Raw genomic sequence first — 17,275 nt, 5'->3', positions numbered from 1 at the left:
TGATCTCGGTACTTGATACGGTAAGGTGGCTCAGCCGTTCTTCGCGAACCGCCGTGGTACGGAACCGTATGCCCGGTGGTGTGGGAGGGCTCCGGGGGTGACCCCGGACCCTACCCGATTTACACTGGACATGTTTTCACCGTCAATGGATGGACCATGAGCGACCAGCGACTTCAGGTGGCCGTGCTGGGCGGCGGTAGTTTCGGTACGGCCTTGGCGAGCATCGCCGCCGATAACGGTGCCGTCGTGAAGCAGTGGCTGCGCGACGACGACCAGGTGGCGGCGATCAATCGCGACCATCGCAACCCGCGTTATCTTCCCGACTTCGCCATCAACCCAGGGGTCGTCGCCTCGAGCGACATGCGCGCGGTGATCGAGGGCGCGAGCCTGGTGTTCGTGGCGATCCCCTCCCAGGCGTTTCTCAGTGTGGTCCGCCAGGCGAGCCGTTGGCTGCAGCCCGGGCAGATCCTCGTCAGCACTACCAAGGGTATCCAGGCCGAGGGTTTCAAGCTGATGAGCCAGATCCTCGAGGAGGAGACCGACTCGGTGCATATCGGTGTGCTCTCGGGGCCCAACCTGGCCTCGGAGATCGCTCAGAAGCAACTGACCGCGACGGTCATCGCCAGCGACGATGCGCTGACCCGGGCCAGAGTCCAGAACGCGCTGGGCTGCGATTACTTTCGCGTCTATGCCAGCAACGACCGCTACGGCGTCGAACTCGGCGGCGCGCTCAAGAACCTCTACGCCATCGCCGCCGGCATGGCCGCGGCGCTGGGCATGGGCGAGAACACCCGCAGCATGCTGATGACCCGGGCGCTTGCCGAGATGAGCCGCTTCGCCGTCGCGCTGGGCGCCAACCCGATGACCTTCCTCGGCCTGGCCGGCGTCGGCGATTTGATCGTGACCTGCTCGTCGAACCTGTCGCGCAACTACCGGGTGGGCCAGGCGCTCGGCGAGGGTCGGACCCTCGACGAAGCGATCGAGGCGCTGGGCCAGGTCGCCGAGGGCGTCAACACGGTGAGCCTGGTGCGTGGCAAGGCCCACGAGGAGGGCATCTACATGCCGCTTTGCGAAGGGCTCTATCAGGTCCTGTTCAACGGGGTGCCGGCCCGCGACATGGCCAAGCTGTTGATGCAGGGCGAGCAAAGCAGCGACGTGGAATTCACCCTGGCGCGCGAGGATGTCGTGCAGGCCAAGCGGCGCGAGGAGGACTCATGACGCAGTCGCTATGGATCATGCGCCATGGCCAGGCGGCCGCCGGTAGTCCGGACGAGCGTCGTGAACTCACCGCGCAGGGCCGCGAGGAGGTCGCCTTGATGGCGGACTGGCTGGCACGCTCGCTGACTCCGGCTCAGGCGGCGGGCCTGCGTATCGCGGCGAGCCCGTACGTGCGTGCGCAGCAGACGGCGAGCATTGTCGCCGAGCGGTTCGGCAAGCGTGTCGAGACGCTGGAACTGATCACCCCGGACGATTCGGTGGAGGCGGTGATCGACTGGCTGCAAGCCGACAAAGCCGGACAGGCTGCTTGGCTGCTGGTCAGTCATATGCCGCTGGTGGGCAGTCTGACCGGCCGCCTGGTGGAGCGCGACCCGCGCAGTCAACTGCCGATGCCCACCGCAGCCATTGCCGTGCTCGAAGCCGACGTCTGGGCGGCGGGCTGTGCCGAGCTGCGCACGTTTCGCCATCCCGCCGACTTCGCCAGTCAGTAGGCTGGCCAATGCCTGTTCAAGGCTGGTTCTAGGCCGGGGGCTGCAGCGCTGCGGCCCTGGCATCCTGCACTCGCACTGGGAGTCCTCCATTCCAGCTTCTTGTCGTTCCTCCCTGAGCTTGTCCTTATAGACTTTGGTTTAGTCGACCATGGTCGTTGTTGCCATGCCTTTCCCAACTGCCTACCTTTGGAACTTGTATGATGTATGACAAGCAGGTGGCAAAGCCAAGTTCGATCACAAATTCCCTGCTGTCCCATTTATCCGCTTCACTGGTCCGACGTCCCAGGACCCGAGCAAGAGGAACGATCGTGAATTTTTCAAGAGAGGCTGTCATCAAGGCAATCGGCGATGGTCTGTTGTCCTTCCCCATCACCGACTTTGACGCCAACGGCGCCTTCGATGCCGAGAGCTACCGCAAGCGCCTCGAATGGTTCGTCAGTCATGACATCTCCGCCGTATTCGTGGCCGGCGGGACCGGCGAGTTCTTCAATCTGACGCTGGACGAGTATCGTGCGATCGTTTCCCTGGCCGTCGAGGCGGTGGGTGGCAAGCTGCCGGTCATCGCCAGTGCCGGCCTGAGCATCGGCGCCGGCCAGGCCTACGCCAAGGCCGCCGAAGAGGCGGGGGCCGACGGTATCCTGCTGATGCCGCCATACCTCACCGAATGCCCGCAGGACGGCCTGGTGGCGTACGCCCGCCAGATCTGCGATTCGACCTCGATCAACGTCATCTACTACAACCGCGGCAACGGCACCCTCAAGGCCGACGCGGTGCAAAAGCTCGCCGACGCCTGCCCCAACCTGATTGGCCTGAAGGACGGCAAGGGCGATATCCAGGCGCTCAACAAGATCGTCAAGACGGTCGGCGATCGGCTTGTGTACATAGGCGGTGTCCCCACCGCCGAAATCTTCGCCGAGGCGTATCTGTCCATCGGCGTCAACACCTACTCCTCGGCGGTGTTCAACTTCGTGCCGGAGATGGCGGTCAAGTTCTACAAGGCGCTGCGTGCCGGTGATAGCGATACCGTCAAAAAGATCACCAACGAGTTCTTCATTCCCTTCGTCAATCTGCGCGACCACAAGAAGGGCTATGCGGTCAGCCTGGTCAAGGCCGGGGCGGATATTATCGGAAGGCCGGCGGGTAGGGTCCGCGCGCCGCTGACCATGCCGACGCCAGAAGAGCGGAACGAGCTGGAGAAGCTCATCGGTACAGCCAATAACTTGTAAGAGCTTTGGCCAGGTCGCGAGAAACGATAAGAAGCGAATCTGGCCATTGAAGAGAGGTCTGGCCTAAGGGCAATACAAAATACAAGGGCCTCATAAACGCCAAGCCAAAGGAAGAACGATTTATGAAGATCATGAAAACCCATCTTCGAAAGCTTGTCTGTGCCGTTGCGATTGCGGGGACTGTTGGAGCCTCCATGTCGAGTTTTGCGGCAGACTGTCCGGTCCCCGGCAATTTGCGTGTGGTGATTGGTTCGACCTCGACAGGGGGCGATACCTACCAGAATTCAAGTATCGTCGCGGACTACCTTGCCAAGAAACTGGATATCAATGCCAAGGTGGATGCCGTGGGCGCCATGGCGGGTTTCCGTGCCCTGGATCGGAGCCGTAACGGCAACACCGTCATGATCTTTCATGATCAGTCCTATCTGGGCAACCTTTATGGCGTAAACGGCTACGACAATATCTTCGAAAAGTATACGGTAGGTCCGACTGTCTCGATTAACCCGGGTAACGCATACCTGGTGCCTAAGGATTCCCCCTACAAGACCATCGATGACATCATTGCTGCCGCTGGCGAAGGCAAGGAGATCCGCGTTGCCATACAGCCAGGCGGTGTCTCGGAAGTCGGCTTCAGCGCGTTAAAGAATGCGGTAAAGATTAAGTATCCTGGCAAGGAAGATAACATTGTAGCCGTCAATACCGGCTCGCAGGCTGACAAGAACCAATTGCTATTCGATGACATGGCAGACGTTATCAATGGCTCGGTGCAGGCTAATGAGCAGTACACTCGCTTGCCGGCGGACGACCAAAAGGCAATGCGGTTCGTCTGGCTGACTGCCAGGAACGATACGATCAAGCAGACCAACGAAGAAGGAATGGGGAAGACGTCCCGGGCAGAGCTTCTTCAGTATGTCAATCCAAATGTGAGCGTGCCTCAGAGCGAGTCTGAGAATTTTACTTTCGATAAAGAGTTTTTCTTCCTTTACAACAAGGAGGTGGATCCCAAGCTTGTCAGCTGTATCGATAATGCGCTCAAGGAAGTTTATGCTGAAGGAGAAATCCAGAAGGAGCTGAAAAAATCCTTCTTTATCCCTAACTTCAAGCCTTCTAGCGAAGCGCAGGCGTATTTGAAGGACAAGCGCGACCAGTACGCAGAGATTATCGAAAACATCAAGTGACTCAGCATGCCGGCACAGATGTCCGTGCCGGCTGTTGATTGCTAACGCGCTTGAATGGAGAAGGCTCTATGGAAGGCCAGTTTCTTTCATTGTTCGATGTCAGTATAGCATTTGAACAGTCGCACCTGTTCTTTCCAAAGCTGATAACTTATATCCTGCTGGGTCTCCTGGTGATCATCTTGATTAGCAAGCGCAGGAGAATTCCTCTTGCTCTTAAGCAAGCAGGACGGGCGGTGCTATTTGCAGAACATGGATTCGACAGGTGGCGCTTCTTCGGTACGCTGGTATTGATAATTGCCTACTTTTATTTCATGGCAGTAGTTGGAGATGCATTCCCTAATACTGGATATGGTTTTTTGTTGACGTCAATTCCTTTTGTGTTCTTGTTGGCGACTCTCTACGTCGAGGACAGATCGCGCAAAAATTTAATCATAATTTCCGTCAATTCAGTTGTTGCGCCAGTACTGGCCTGGTACGTACTGTCCCAGCTATTCAGAATCACGCTACCCTAATGGCAGAGTGAATACTATGGAATTCCTGTCGAACTTCTCCCCGATGTTTTTTCTGTTGATAGTAGCCGGTACCCTTATTGGCGTCATCTTCGGGGCTATTCCCGGCATGACAGCAACGATGGCGGTTGCCGTCTCCCTGCCGCTGACCTATGCCCTTGATCTCAACAGCGGCCTGGCTTTATTGCTCGGCCTGTATGTCGGTGGTATCTCTGGCGGCATGGTGCCGGCAGTGCTCTTGAACATACCTGGGACGCCTTCTTCCATCACGACGACGTTCGATGGCTACCCAATGGCCAAGAAAGGGGAAGGTGAGCGGGCGCTCAAGGTCAGTATTGTTGCTTCTATTTTTGGCGGGCTGTTCAGTGCCGGCGTGCTCTTTTACTTTGCCCCGGTCCTAGCCGATTTTGCAATAAAGTTCTCCTATGTGGAGAAATTCCTGATCATTTTTCTGGCACTGACTGTGATTGCTTCACTGACCAAGAATATGCTTATGGGTATATTCAGCGGTGTGCTAGGGGTCTGGCTTAGTCTTATCGGCACCTACGAGATCACCAATGGAGGCAATGGTGAGACTCGCCTGATGTTCGATTTTATGGAATACTATCTGGTAAGTGGCTTTTCGCTGCTTCCTGTGCTGATTGGCATATTCGGAATTACCACGATCCTTCAGGACGCTGAAAAAGGCTTCAAGGGAGAGGCTGCGAACCCTACCATCAAGCTTACCAAGGGCTCCAAATTTTCTTTTAGAATCTTCAAGGGGCAGTTTGTCAATCTGGTTCGCTCTTCTTCGATTGGCACTTTCGTAGGCATGCTTCCCGGCGTCGGGGGTAGTGCTGCATCGGTATTGGCCTATACCCAAGAAAAGAATTTTTCGAGAGACTCTAGCCAAATGGGTAAAGGGGCTCCGCAAGGTCTGGTTGCCTCTGAATCCTCTAACAATGCCTTGACGGGGGGAGCCTTGGTGCCTTTGCTCTCTCTAGGTATCCCCGGGGATTCGACTACGGCAATTCTCATTGGCGCTTTTACCCTGCAAGGAGTACAGGTTGGCCCGCTTTTTATTGGTGAGAATATCGATACCTGGTATACGATTATTATTGCCTTGATTGTGGCTAACTTCGTGATGTTCGGGATCATGTTCTTTGCGATAAAGTATATCGCTAAAGTTGTCGAAGTACCCAAGCATATTCTATACCCAATTATTGTCATGATGTGTGTGGTGGGTGCCTATGCGATAAATTATGGCATCATGTTCGATGTCTGGACGCTATTGATTTTCGGTCTCTTCGGTTATGTTGCATGCAAAATAGGAATTGAGCTTGTTCCGCTTATCATTGGATTCATTCTGGGCGGGTCGGCAGAAGTCTATTTTGTCAAGAGTATCGAGTCTTATGGCAACCTTTTGATCTTTTTTACAAAGAGCCCGATAGCCGTATTTCTATGGGTCCTGATATTCATTTCAGTGGCTTTTTCAATATTCATCAGGGTGAAGGCCCGCCGCTCGGAGAGTCTGGCATCTACTAGCTGAAACGCAGTGTTGCCCTGTCTGAACGATCTTGAAGGAGAGCGCTGTTATGGAAAAGAAGCCAGACAATAAAGTTATCAAAGTACATGATAGGGATAACGTGGCTATCATTGTGCAGCGTGGCGGTCTCCCCGCAGGTACTCGGCTAACTAATGACACTATACTAAAGGTAGCTATTCCCCAGGGGCACAAGGTTGCCTTGGCTGAGATCGACAAAGGTGGAGTCATTGTCCGATATGGCGAGGTCATCGGCACGGCTACATGCGATATCCCCCGGGGCGGGCACGTCAACGAGACCAATGTACAGCTGCCACGAGCCCCGGGGTTGCATGACATGCCGTTGGCGACTCGCTCCATGCCCGAAGCGGAGCCTCTTGAAGGCTACACCTTCGAAGGGTTCCGCAATCCCGATGGTTCGGTGGGTACCAAAAACGTGCTGGGGATCACCACCAGCGTGCAGTGCGTAGCCGGCACGACTGACTACGTCGTCCGGCGCATCAAGGATGAATTACTGCCCAGTTATCCCAATGTCGACGATGTCGTGGCGCTCAATCACACCTATGGCTGCGGTGTCGCCATCAATGCCCCTGCTGCGATCGTTCCGATTCGCACGCTGAAAAACATTTCGCTGAATCCCAACTTCGGCGGTGAGGTCATGGTCATCGGCTTGGGTTGCGAAAAGCTGCAGCCATCGACTCTATTGTCCGACCAGCCGGTAAGGATCTACGAGAATACCGAAGCGGCGGATCCCGAGGCGAACGTCCTGAGCTTACAGGACGAGAGCTTTTCCGGTTTCGAGGACATGGTCAATGGGATCATGGCCATGGCGGAGCGCCATCTCGAGAAGCTGAATCGTCGCCGGCGTGAAACCTGCCCGGCATCGGAGCTGGTCGTCGGCATGCAGTGTGGTGGGAGCGATGCGTTCTCCGGCGTGACCGCCAACCCCGCCGTGGGATTTGCCACCGACCTGATCGTGCGAGCCGGCGGCAGCGTCATGTTCTCCGAAGTGACCGAAGTGCGCGATGCCATCCATCTGCTCACCCCGCGTGCCGTCAGCAAAGCGGTCGGTGAGGCGCTGCTTGATCAGATGGCCTGGTACGACAACTATCTCGAGCAGGGCCAGGCGGATCGCAGCGCCAACCCTTCACCGGGTAACAAGCGCGGCGGTCTGAGCAATGTCGTGGAAAAGGCGCTGGGCTCCATCATCAAGTCGGGCAACAGTCCCATCGTCGATGTCATTGGCCCGGGGGAGCGGCTTCGCAGGCGAGGCCTAACGTTTGCCGCCACGCCGGCCAGCGATTTCATCTGCGGCACGTTGCAACTCGCCGCAGGCATGAACCTGCAGGTCTTCACGACAGGGCGGGGGACGCCGTATGGCTTGCCCATGGTTCCGGTCATCAAGGTTGCCACTAATACCGCACTCAGCCAGCGCTGGCACGACATCATCGATCTGGATGCGGGGCGCATTGCCACTGGAGACGCCAGCATCGAAGACATCGGATGGGAGCTATTCCACCTAATCCTGGACGTGGCCAGTGGCAGGAAGCTTGTGGCGGCGGACCGTCTAGGCCTGCACAACGATCTCGTGCTGTTCAACCCGGCGCCAGTCACCTGAAAGCGCTTTGTTTTATCCGTCACTAGTAATATTTAGGAATCAAAATCATGTTCCCAACCGTCAAAAGCATGCGCGTGGTCCCGGTCGCCGGCTACGATAGCTTTCTTCTCAACCTGAGCGGTGGTCACGCGCCGTGGTTCGTGCGCTGCGTGGTGATCCTGGAAGACAGCGCCGGTAACCAGGGCGTAGGCGAGATCCCTTCCAGCGAAGGCATTCTCAAGGGGTTGGAGCAATGTCGCGCCTTGGTGGAGGGGGCGGCAGTCAACGACGTCAAGCGTATCCTCAACCGGTGCCGCCTGTTGCTGGCGGGTAACGGCCGTGAGGAACGCGGTCGCCAGACCTTCGACCTGCGCGTCGGGGTGCATGTGCTGACGGCGATCGAGTCGGCGCTGTTCGATCTGTTCGGCCAGGCCATGAACATGCCGGTGGCGGACCTGCTGGGTCAGTTTGGCCGCCAGCGCGACGAGGTCGAGGCGCTCGGCTACCTGTTCCTGCTCGGCGATCCGGACAAGACCGACCTGCCATACCCCAAGCCGATCAATCCCCGCGATGCCTGGGAAGAGCTGCGCTGCCGCGAGGCCCTGACCCCCGACGCCGTCGCCAACCTGGCCAAGGCGGCGTTTGATCGCTACGGCTTCAAGGACTTCAAGCTCAAGGGCGGTGTACTGCGCGGCGAGGAGGAAGCCGACTGCATCCGGGCGTTGCACGAGGCGTTCCCCGAGGCGCGGTTGACCCTCGACCCCAATGGAGCCTGGACGCTGGACGAAGCGGTGCGCGTGCTGACGCCGATCCGCGATCTGCTGAGCTACGCCGAAGATCCCTGCGGTCAGGAAGACAGCTATTCCGGGCGCGAGACCATGGCCGAATTCAAGAAGCGTACCGGCCTGCCCACGGCGACCAACATGATCGCCACCGACTTCAAGCAGCTGCAGTACGCGGTGCAGCTCAATGCCGTGGACATTCCGCTGGCCGATTGTCACTTCTGGACCATGCAGGGCGCTGTCGCGGTGGGGGAACTCTGCAACGCGTGGGGCATGACCTGGGGCTCGCACAGCAACAATCACTTCGATGTCTCGCTGGCGATGATGACCCACGTGGCCGCGGCCTGCCCGGGCGAGATCACCGCCATCGACACCCACTGGATCTGGCAGGATGGCCAGCGCATCACCAAGGAGCCGTTCCAGATTCGCGACGGCAAGCTGCGTGTGCCCGACGCGCCCGGGTTGGGTATCGAGCTGGACATGGAGCAGCTCGATGCGGCCCATGCGCTCTACAAGAGCCTCGATGTCACGCAGCGTAACGATGCCATGGCCATGCAGTACCTGATCCCTGGCTGGGCCTTCGATCCCAAGAAACCCACCATGGTGCGCTGACTGAGTGCACGTTCCATGAATCAACACTCAACCACGCTATAAAGGAATTAAGTCATGGCAGGCAAGCTTATAACGCGGGTTAACCTGGCGCATCTGAACGTTCGGTGGATTCCGCGCAAGGGTAGCCTGTCACTGCATGTGGCCGATCAGTTGTAAGGCTTGTTCGCATGACTATTCATTAGCCTTTGGTCTTATCAACTATGGTTGATGTTGCTTTGGTTTTGGCTAAACCTTACTTTCATTTGTATGATGTATGACAAACAGGCCAGAAGAGAGCTAACAAGTCCTGCTGTCTTCGCCCATGTCTGTGTCCCACCGCAGGGGCTCGAGCAAGAGGAACGAACGTGAGTTTTTCAAGAGACGATGTCGTGAAAGCGGTCGGCGATGGCCTGCTTTCGTTCCCCATCACCGACTTCGACGCCAGCGGCGCCTTCGATGCCGAGGGCTATCGCAAGCGCCTCGAGTGGTTCGTCAGTCATGACATCTCCGCCGTATTCGTGGCCGGCGGGACCGGCGAGTTCTTCAACCTGACGCTGGACGAGTACCGCGCGATCGTTTCCCAGGCCGTCGAGGCGGTGGGCGGCAAGCTGCCGGTCATCGCCAGCGCCGGGCTGAGCGTTGGCGCCGGCCAGGCCTACGCCAAGGCCGCCGAAGAAGCGGGCGCCGACGGTATCCTGCTGATGCCGCCATACCTCACCGAATGCCCGCAGGACGGCCTGGTGGAGTACGCCCGCCAGATCTGCGATTCGACGTCGATCAACGTCATCTACTACAACCGCGGCAACGGCATTCTCGAGGCCGACGCCGTGCAAAAGCTCGCCGATGCCTGCCCCAATCTGATCGGCCTGAAGGACGGCAAGGGTGACATCCAGGCGCTCAACAAGATCGTCAAGACGGTCGGCGATCGCCTGGTTTACGTGGGCGGCGTGCCCACCGCCGAGATCTTCGCCGAGGCGTATCTGTCCATCGGCGTCAACACCTACTCCTCGGCGGTATTCAACTTCGTGCCGGAAATGGCGGTGAAGTTCTACCGGGAGCTCAGGAAAGGCAATAAGGAGGTGGTTCGAGACATTACCCAGAAGTTCTTCATTCCCTTCATCGAACTTCGCGATAACAAGAAGGGCTATGCAGTAAGCCTGATCAAGGCGGGCGCCGACATCATCGGCAAGCCTGCCGGAAACGTACGCTCTCCGCTTGTCATGCCGAGCCTGGACGAGCGTCAGCAACTCGAAAGATTGGTTGAAACAGCCCATCAGCTATAACGACAAAACCAGCGATACAACAGGAGTCATATCATGCAAACAAGTAAGCGCTTTAGTGTAGCCGGTTGCCTGCAAGTCACCGCGATTGCGGGTGCACTGACCGCCATGGCCATGCCGGTCCAGGCCGAGCAGTGGCGGGGCTGGAACATCCAGCCACCGGGCTACCCGAATACCGTAGCGCTGGAAGGTTTCGCCAAGGAGGTCGCCGAGAAGACCGAGGGTCGTGTCGAGCCCAAGGTTTATAACAGCGGGGTTCTGGGCAACCAGCCGGACGCCATCGAGCAGACTCGCAGCGGCGCGCTGGACTTTGCCAACTTCAACATGGGCCCGATGGGGCCGATCGTGCCGGCCACCAACGTGCTATCGCTGCCGTTCATCTTCAATAGCGTTGAAGACATGTACAAGGTCATGGACGGTGAAATAGGCGACCGCTTCGCCGATGCGCTCGCCGAAAAGAACCTCATCGCCCTGTCCTGGTTCGGCTCCGGCGCGCGCAGTCTTTACAACACCGCTCGTCCGGTGGAAACGCCCGAGGACGTCCAAGGGCTCAAGGTCCGCGTGATGAACAACGACTTGTACGTGGAGATGATCGATAACCTGGGCGGCAATGCGACACCCATGGCCTACAGTGACGTCTATCAGGCGCTCAAGACCGGGGTTATCGACGGCGCCGAGAACAATTATCCCTCTTACGAGTCTAGTGGCCACTACGAAATTGCCCAGTACTATTCACTGACCGAGCATCTGATCCTGCCGGAGTGTCTGTGTATCGCCAAGTCCAGTTGGGAAGATCTCAGCGAAGAAGATCAGCAGATCGTTCGTCAGGCTGCAGAGAACGCCGCCAAGAAACAGCGGCAACTCTGGGCCGAGGGCTCCAAGGCTAGCCGCGAGAAAATTGTCAGCGCTGGCGTGGAGGTCAACGAAGTGACCGACAAAGCGGCATTCCAGGAAAAGATGCAGCCCATCTACGCCGAGTTCGTCAAGCAGAACCCGCAACTCGAGTCGCTGGTCACCGATATCCAGGCCGCGCAGCAGTAATCGTATCAATCCATGAACTCCCCCGGGCCGGTATCGACCCGGGGGGACTTGAAAGGATTAACCTCCGTGAGTTCCTACTTCGATCAAATCAGTGATCAGGATGCAGAAGCAACTCCGAAGACACTGCTGGATAGATTTCTGGATGGTATCGCCCATTTCTGCATCATCGTGGCGGGCGTGCTGATGGTTTTCATGGTCATCACCTTCGGCTGGCTGGTCTTCGGACGTTATGTACTCAACGATACGCCAACCTGGGTCGAGCAGACATCGTTGGTTATTGTCGTCTACATCACTTTCCTCGGCGCAGCCGCCGGGGTGCGCAATAACAGTCACCTGGCCATCGATTTCGTACGCGAGGGACTGCCCGCATTTCCACGTGAAATCATGCGCTATATTGCCGATCTTTTCGTCACTTTCTTCGGTTTTTTCATGACCTGGCAGGGCTGGCAACTGGTCATGGAAAATCTCAGTCGTCCCATTCCGATAATCGGCTTTTCCGAGAGTTGGCGTGCGGCACCGCTGGTGATCAGCGGTGTGCTGATGGTCTTGTTCTCCTGCGTCAATATCGCTCAGCGCCTGCTCAAGTCACGAGAGGTTTGATCTTATGGGACTTACGATCCTGTTCGGCCTGTTCTTTCTGGGTCTTATCGTCGGCGCTCCGGTGACCTTCGCCGTTGGCCTGGCGGCGGTCGGAGCTTTTCTCTACGAAGGCCTGCCATTGTTCGTGGCTTTTCAGCGAATTCTTTCCGGTATCTCGGTCTTTTCGCTGCTGGCCATACCGTTCTTCATCTTTGCCGGCGAACTGATGCTGCATGGCGGGATCTCCAGCCGGCTGGTGCGACTGGCCTCGGCGGCCGTGGGCCGAGTGCGTGGCGGGCTGGGCATGGTCAACGTCAGTTCGTCGATGTTGTTCGGAGGCATCTCCGGCTCGGCGGTCGCCGATACCTCGGCGCTCGGCTCGATCCTCATCCCGGCCATGAAGGAAAAGGGCTACGACGCCGACTACGCGGTCAACGTGACCGTAACGTCTTCCATCGCCGGGGTGGTCATTCCGCCCAGCCAAAACATGATCCTCTACGCTGTCGCCGCGGGCGGCGGCATCTCGATAACCAAACTGTTCATCGCCGGTATCGTGCCGGGCGTGCTGATGTGTCTGGTCCTGGCGTTGGCAGCCTACATCGTGGCGGTCAAGCGGGGTTACGGGGGCGAGCCGTTCCCCGGCTGGATGGCGCTGATCGTCAGCTTCGCGGCGGCGCTACCCGGACTGCTGACTGCCGTGATCATTGTCGGCGGGGTGCTCTCGGGGATCCTGACGGTGACCGAATCCGGCGCCTTCGGCGCGATCTACGCCATCGTGGTGACTAGTTTGGTATATCGCGAGCTGCGCTGGGAGTCGTTCAAGCGGGCGGTCTATCAGGCCGTGCGCACTACGTCGCTGGTGATGATCCTGGTGGGCTGCGCCTCGGCATTCTCGTATCTGCTGGCGCTGTACAGTGTGCCGCAACTGCTGACCGATACGTTGCTGAGCATCTCCGACAACCCCTACGTCGTGCTGTTGATGCTCAACCTGCTGTTGCTGGGGTTGGGCATGATCATGGACATGGCGGCGCTGATCCTGATCATCACGCCGATCTTCCTGCCGGTGGCGGCCCAGTTCGGCGTAGATCCGATCCAGTTCGGCATCATCATGATGATGAATCTCGGCCTGGGGCTGTGTACGCCGCCGGTCGGCACCTGTCTGTTCGTGGGCAGCGTGATCGGCAAGATCAAGATCGAGCAGACGGTACGCACCATCTGGCCGTTCTACCTGGCGCTGTTCGTGGTGTTGATGCTGGTGACCTACGTGCCGGCGATCTCGCTGACGTTGCCGGGTTTCTTCGAATAGCGCTTACTTCCATACGATCATTGGCTGTCCGATATGAAGATCGAAAAGATACACACGCACCTCCTCGACCATAAACTCGACCAAGCCTTCGAAAGCGCCTCGATGCGCTTCGAACGGCGCCAGCACTGTCTGGTGGAGGTGGTCTGCGACGACGGCACGGTGGGCTGGGGCGAGTGCCTGGGGCCGGCCAAGGCCAATGCGGCGGTGGTCGACATCTACGCCGCGGCGCTGATCGGTCAGAACCCGCTGGAAACCGAGAAGCTCTGGCTCGAGCTCTACAATCGCTTGCGCGACCAGGGCCAGCGTGGGCTGACCGTGACGGCGCTGAGCGGCATCGATATCGCCCTGTGGGACATCAAGGGCAAGCATTACGGCGCGCCGGTCAGCGAGCTGCTGGGCGGACGCTTTCGCGACAGCGTGCGTGCCTACGCCACGGGCTCGTTTCGCCGCGACGGTATCGACCGGGTCCAGGATGTCGCCGACGAGGTGGCCGGCTACGCCCGCGAAGGCTTTCATGGTGTCAAGATCAAGATCGGCTTCGATGTCGAAGAGGATCTGCGCTCGATTGCCGCGGCGCGCGAGGCGATCGGCCCCGAGCGTCGGCTGATGATCGACGCCAACCACGGCTATGACCTGTTGGAAGCGCTGGAGGTCGGCAAGCGGGCGGAACAGTACCGCATCGACTGGTTCGAGGAGCCGGTGCTCCCTGAACAGATCGCCACCTACCGCGCGGTACGCGACGGCCAGCCGATCCCCGTGGCCAGTGGCGAGAACTGGCACGGCCGCTACGCCATGCTCGAGCCGCTCTCGAGTCGCGCGGTGGATATCGCCCAGCCCGATGTCTGCGGGGTGGGCGGATTCACCGAAATGCGCCGCGTCGCCGACATGGCGGCGATGTTCGGCGTGCGCCTGGTGCCGCACGTGTGGGGCACGGCGGTGTGTCTCGCGGCCAGCTTGCAGTTCATGGCGGCACTGCCGCCCAATCCGCCGCGCCGCAAGCCCATCGAGCCGATCATGGAGTTCGATCGCACCAGGAACCCGTTCCGCCAGGCCGTCGTGCAAACGCCGATCGAGCATGACCAGGGCGTCGTGCGTATCCCGGACGGTCCCGGCCTAGGCATCGAGATCAACCGCGAGGCATTGCGCCAATTCGCTTTGAAGGAGGCATGAGCGTGTCAGAGATTCCCGCCAACACCCGCCCGCTCGACGGTCCGGCGCCCAGGCTCAAGGCGCCGGCCGGGGCCACCGACTGTCACATTCATCTGTACCTGCCGGGCTTCGAAGCCCAACCCGGCGGCCCCAGGATCCCCGAGCTGGCGACGGTCGAGGACTATTGTCGCGTTCAGCAACGGCTGTCGCTGGAGCGGGTGGTGGTCACCCAGCCCAACGCCTACCAGCGTGACAACAGCGCCTTGCTCGCGGCGCTCGATCAACTGGGCACGCAAGCCGCCCGCGGCGTTGCTGCGGTGACCCCCGATACCCCGGACAGCGACCTGCAGGTCTGGCACGCCAAGGGCGTGCGCGGGGCGCGGATCATGAACCTGCCAGGCGGCGCGGTCACCCATGAGCAGATGTTCGATGTCGAGCGGCGCATCCGTCCGCTGGGCTGGCACCTGATGGTGCAGTTCAACGGCTGCAACTTGCACGACTATCTCGACGGCCTGCAGCGCATCGAAGGCGAGTACATTATCGATCATATCGGCAAGTTCATGCCGCCGGTGCCGGCGGACGACGCCCGGGTCGAGGAGATCCTGCGGCTGCTCGACCGCGGCAACGCCTGGTTCAAGATCTGCGCCGGCTACGAAGCCAGCCGGACCGGCGGTCCCGACTACGCGGATATCGGGGCGATCGCCAAGCGGGTCATCGCGCATGCCCCCGAGCGCATCCTCTGGGGCTCCAACTGGCCGCACGTCGGCGTGCCACGCGAGCAGTATCCCGACGATGCCGAACAGCTCGACGTGCTGCTCGACTGGGCGAGCCCCGAGGTGCAGCGAAAGATTCTGGTCGACAATCCGGCAACGCTGTACGGGTTCGAGTGACTTTCGATTTCAGACATATGCGTGACTACTAGGTACGCCATCGACATGCATTGCGATGGCCATGAACGAGGGAGGAACACATGATCAATCGTCTTCTGGTGACCGGTGCCGCCGGCGGGATGGGGCGTCTCATCCGGCCGCAGCTCGCAACGCTGGCGAAGCAGGTGCGTCTGTCGGATATCGGTGATCTGGGCGAGGCAGCCAGCCATGAAGAGCTGGTGACGTGCGATCTGGCGGATGCCCAGGCCGTCAGTTCGCTGGTGGAGGGCTGCGATGCCATTATCCACCTGGGCGGCGTCTCGCTGGAGAAACCCTGGAACAGCATTCTTCAGGCCAATATTATCGGCACCTACAATCTGTACGAGGCGGCCCGGCAGCATGGCAAGCCGCGCATCATCTTCGCCAGTTCCAATCACACGACGGGCTATTACGAGCGCACGCAGAAGCTCGATACTCAGGTCCCGCATCGCCCCGACTCGATCTATGGCGTCTCGAAGTGCTTCGGCGAAGACCTGGCCTGTCTTTACTATCACAAGTTCGACATCGAGACCCTGAGCGTGCGCATCGGCTGGTGCCATCCCAAGCCGACCGATACCCGCAAGTTGGCGATCTGGCTGAGCGGCGAGGACTTCGTCAGCCTCGCGCAGCGCGCGCTCTCGGCGCCTAAGCTGGGCTATACCGTCGTCTATGGCGCTTCCAACAACTCCGAACAGTGGTGGGACAACAGCAAGGCCTCGTTCCTGGGCTGGGTGCCCAAGGACAGCTCCGAGCCCTGGCGCGAAGAGATCGAGGGCGCGGCCCCCGAAATCGACCCTCAGGACCCGACGGTCATCTTTCAGGGTGGGCCGTTCGCCACCTTCGGCCACCCCGACGATTGAGCTGTCGGTGCGTGGTCCAGTGAGCGGATTGCCGTGACAGCGTCCCAGGCGATCCGCACTGGTGCCAGACGGCCAGGCTCGAAAGCTTCTCAACCCGTGGCGCAGTGGAAACCGATATGGCAGGCAAGAACGACGCAATGAATGGCTTGAAGACGCTGAACATACAGCGCGTTTCACGGGAGGGCAGCCTCTCGCTGCACGTGGCCGACCAGCTCGAGGCGCTGATCGTCAACGGCGGGATTGCCGTCGGCGAAAAGCTGCCGACCGAGAATGGCCTGTGCGACTCCTTCGGGGTCAGCCGTACGGTCATCCGCGAGGCGATCACCCACCTCAAGTCGCTGGGTCTCGTCGAGACCCGCCGCGGCGTGGGTACCACGGTGTTGCGCAATGCCATTGTCGAGGCGATGCCCGCCAACCGCATCAGCCCGACCACGGTCGAGGACATCCTGCATGTGCTCGAGTTGCGGCTGAACATCGAGCCGGCCGCCGCCGAGCTGGCGGCGCTGCGTCATGACGACGACGATCGACGCATCCTGCGTGACAAGCACGATGCGTTCGTTCGCGCACGCGCCGCAAGTTCTCAGGCGCGCGTCGAGGATTACGAGTTCCACTATGCCATCGCCGCGGCGACCCATAACCCCTTCTTCAAGTCGTTCTACGAACAACTCAGCCAGAGCGTCATTCCGCGTGCCAAGCTGATGAGCATCGAGATCAACACCTCGGCGACCGACAGGTACCTGGCCCGTGTCGAGGAGGAGCACACCTACGTGCTCGAAGCGATCTTCGCCCGCGACGGCGAATCGGCCCGCGAGATGATGTACCAGCACCTCAACCGGGCCAGGAACATGTACGCCAAGTATCAGGAATCGTAGCACCCGAAAGCCTAGCCACGACGGGCCGCTTTTCGGCCCGCGCAACTCAGGAGGAAGTCATGACCTTGGAAGGCAAACTACTCATCGGCCAGCAGGCCGTCGCTGGGGCCAGCGAGCCGATTCAGGCCATCGACCCGAGCACCAATCAACGCCTGGAGCCGGCCTA

General features: G+C 59.4%; 16 protein-coding genes. All 16 read left to right on the top strand.

Annotation, left to right across the window (positions count from 1 at the left end; translation table 11 throughout):
* The first annotated feature begins 156 nt into the window (after positions 1-156).
* The 16 genes from K7I12_RS16180 to K7I12_RS16105 all read left to right on the top strand — a co-directional run bounded on the left by K7I12_RS16180 (position 157) and on the right by K7I12_RS16105 (position 17,109).
* Positions 157-1,218, top strand: coding sequence for an NAD(P)H-dependent glycerol-3-phosphate dehydrogenase (locus K7I12_RS16180; RefSeq protein WP_231664685.1), 1,062 nt, complete (start codon positions 157-159; stop codon positions 1,216-1,218).
* Positions 1,215-1,709: a phosphohistidine phosphatase SixA gene (gene sixA, locus K7I12_RS16175; protein ID WP_231664684.1), complete on the top strand. Its 495-nt coding sequence runs from the start codon at positions 1,215-1,217 to the stop codon at positions 1,707-1,709. Before K7I12_RS16180 ends, sixA begins: the two co-directional genes overlap by 4 nt.
* A gap of 308 nt (positions 1,710-2,017) precedes the next feature.
* A complete protein-coding gene (gene kdgD / locus K7I12_RS16170; protein ID WP_231664683.1) occupies positions 2,018-2,935 on the top strand; it encodes a 5-dehydro-4-deoxyglucarate dehydratase in 918 nt (305 codons plus the stop codon).
* A gap of 122 nt (positions 2,936-3,057) precedes the next feature.
* Positions 3,058-4,113, top strand: coding sequence for an ABC transporter substrate-binding protein (locus K7I12_RS16165; protein WP_231664682.1), 1,056 nt, complete (start codon positions 3,058-3,060; stop codon positions 4,111-4,113).
* A gap of 68 nt (positions 4,114-4,181) precedes the next feature.
* Entirely contained in the window at positions 4,182-4,625 is a 444-nt protein-coding gene (locus tag K7I12_RS16160; RefSeq protein WP_231664681.1) for a tripartite tricarboxylate transporter TctB family protein, read from the top strand.
* A gap of 16 nt (positions 4,626-4,641) precedes the next feature.
* Positions 4,642-6,150 (top strand): tripartite tricarboxylate transporter permease, encoded by a 1,509-nt coding sequence (locus K7I12_RS16155; RefSeq protein ID WP_231664680.1) that lies wholly within the window; start codon positions 4,642-4,644, stop codon positions 6,148-6,150.
* 46 nt (positions 6,151-6,196) lie between these two features.
* Positions 6,197-7,762, top strand: coding sequence for a galactarate dehydratase (gene garD, locus K7I12_RS16150; RefSeq protein WP_231664679.1), 1,566 nt, complete (start codon positions 6,197-6,199; stop codon positions 7,760-7,762).
* A 47-nt stretch (positions 7,763-7,809) separates the two neighbouring features.
* Positions 7,810-9,135 carry a glucarate dehydratase family protein gene (locus tag K7I12_RS16145; protein ID WP_231664678.1) on the top strand — a complete coding sequence of 442 codons (1,326 nt, stop codon included), beginning with the start codon at positions 7,810-7,812 and terminating at the stop codon, positions 9,133-9,135.
* A 344-nt stretch (positions 9,136-9,479) separates the two neighbouring features.
* Complete coding sequence (kdgD, locus tag K7I12_RS16140; RefSeq protein ID WP_031384471.1) at positions 9,480-10,397, top strand: 5-dehydro-4-deoxyglucarate dehydratase; 918 nt, start codon at positions 9,480-9,482, stop codon at positions 10,395-10,397.
* A 33-nt stretch (positions 10,398-10,430) separates the two neighbouring features.
* On the top strand, positions 10,431-11,435 hold the full coding sequence (locus K7I12_RS16135; protein WP_031384470.1) for a TRAP transporter substrate-binding protein: 1,005 nt from the start codon (positions 10,431-10,433) through the stop codon (positions 11,433-11,435).
* Between the two features lie 66 nt (positions 11,436-11,501).
* Positions 11,502-12,035, top strand: a complete 534-nt coding sequence (locus K7I12_RS16130; RefSeq protein ID WP_051907500.1) for a TRAP transporter small permease — start codon at positions 11,502-11,504, stop codon at positions 12,033-12,035.
* Between the two features lie 4 nt (positions 12,036-12,039).
* Positions 12,040-13,320: a TRAP transporter large permease gene (locus K7I12_RS16125; RefSeq protein WP_031384468.1), complete on the top strand. Its 1,281-nt coding sequence runs from the start codon at positions 12,040-12,042 to the stop codon at positions 13,318-13,320.
* A 33-nt stretch (positions 13,321-13,353) separates the two neighbouring features.
* Positions 13,354-14,490, top strand: coding sequence for a mandelate racemase/muconate lactonizing enzyme family protein (locus K7I12_RS16120; RefSeq protein WP_231664677.1), 1,137 nt, complete (start codon positions 13,354-13,356; stop codon positions 14,488-14,490).
* Positions 14,491-14,492: 2 nt separating this feature from the next.
* A complete protein-coding gene (locus tag K7I12_RS16115; protein ID WP_231664676.1) occupies positions 14,493-15,359 on the top strand; it encodes an amidohydrolase family protein in 867 nt (288 codons plus the stop codon).
* Between the two features lie 80 nt (positions 15,360-15,439).
* Positions 15,440-16,237 carry an NAD-dependent epimerase/dehydratase family protein gene (locus tag K7I12_RS16110; RefSeq protein ID WP_231664675.1) on the top strand — a complete coding sequence of 266 codons (798 nt, stop codon included), beginning with the start codon at positions 15,440-15,442 and terminating at the stop codon, positions 16,235-16,237.
* 116 nt (positions 16,238-16,353) lie between these two features.
* The gene (locus K7I12_RS16105; RefSeq protein ID WP_231664674.1) at positions 16,354-17,109 is read left to right on the top strand and encodes a FadR/GntR family transcriptional regulator; all 756 of its coding nucleotides are present in this window, start codon (positions 16,354-16,356) and stop codon (positions 17,107-17,109) included.
* Positions 17,110-17,275 lie beyond the last annotated feature (166 nt).

This window comes from Halomonas sp. IOP_31 (assembly GCF_021151495.1).
GTDB classification, from domain to species: Bacteria; Pseudomonadota; Gammaproteobacteria; order Pseudomonadales; family Halomonadaceae; genus Modicisalibacter; species Modicisalibacter zincidurans.
This window is presented reverse-complemented; position numbering and strand designations above follow the sequence as displayed.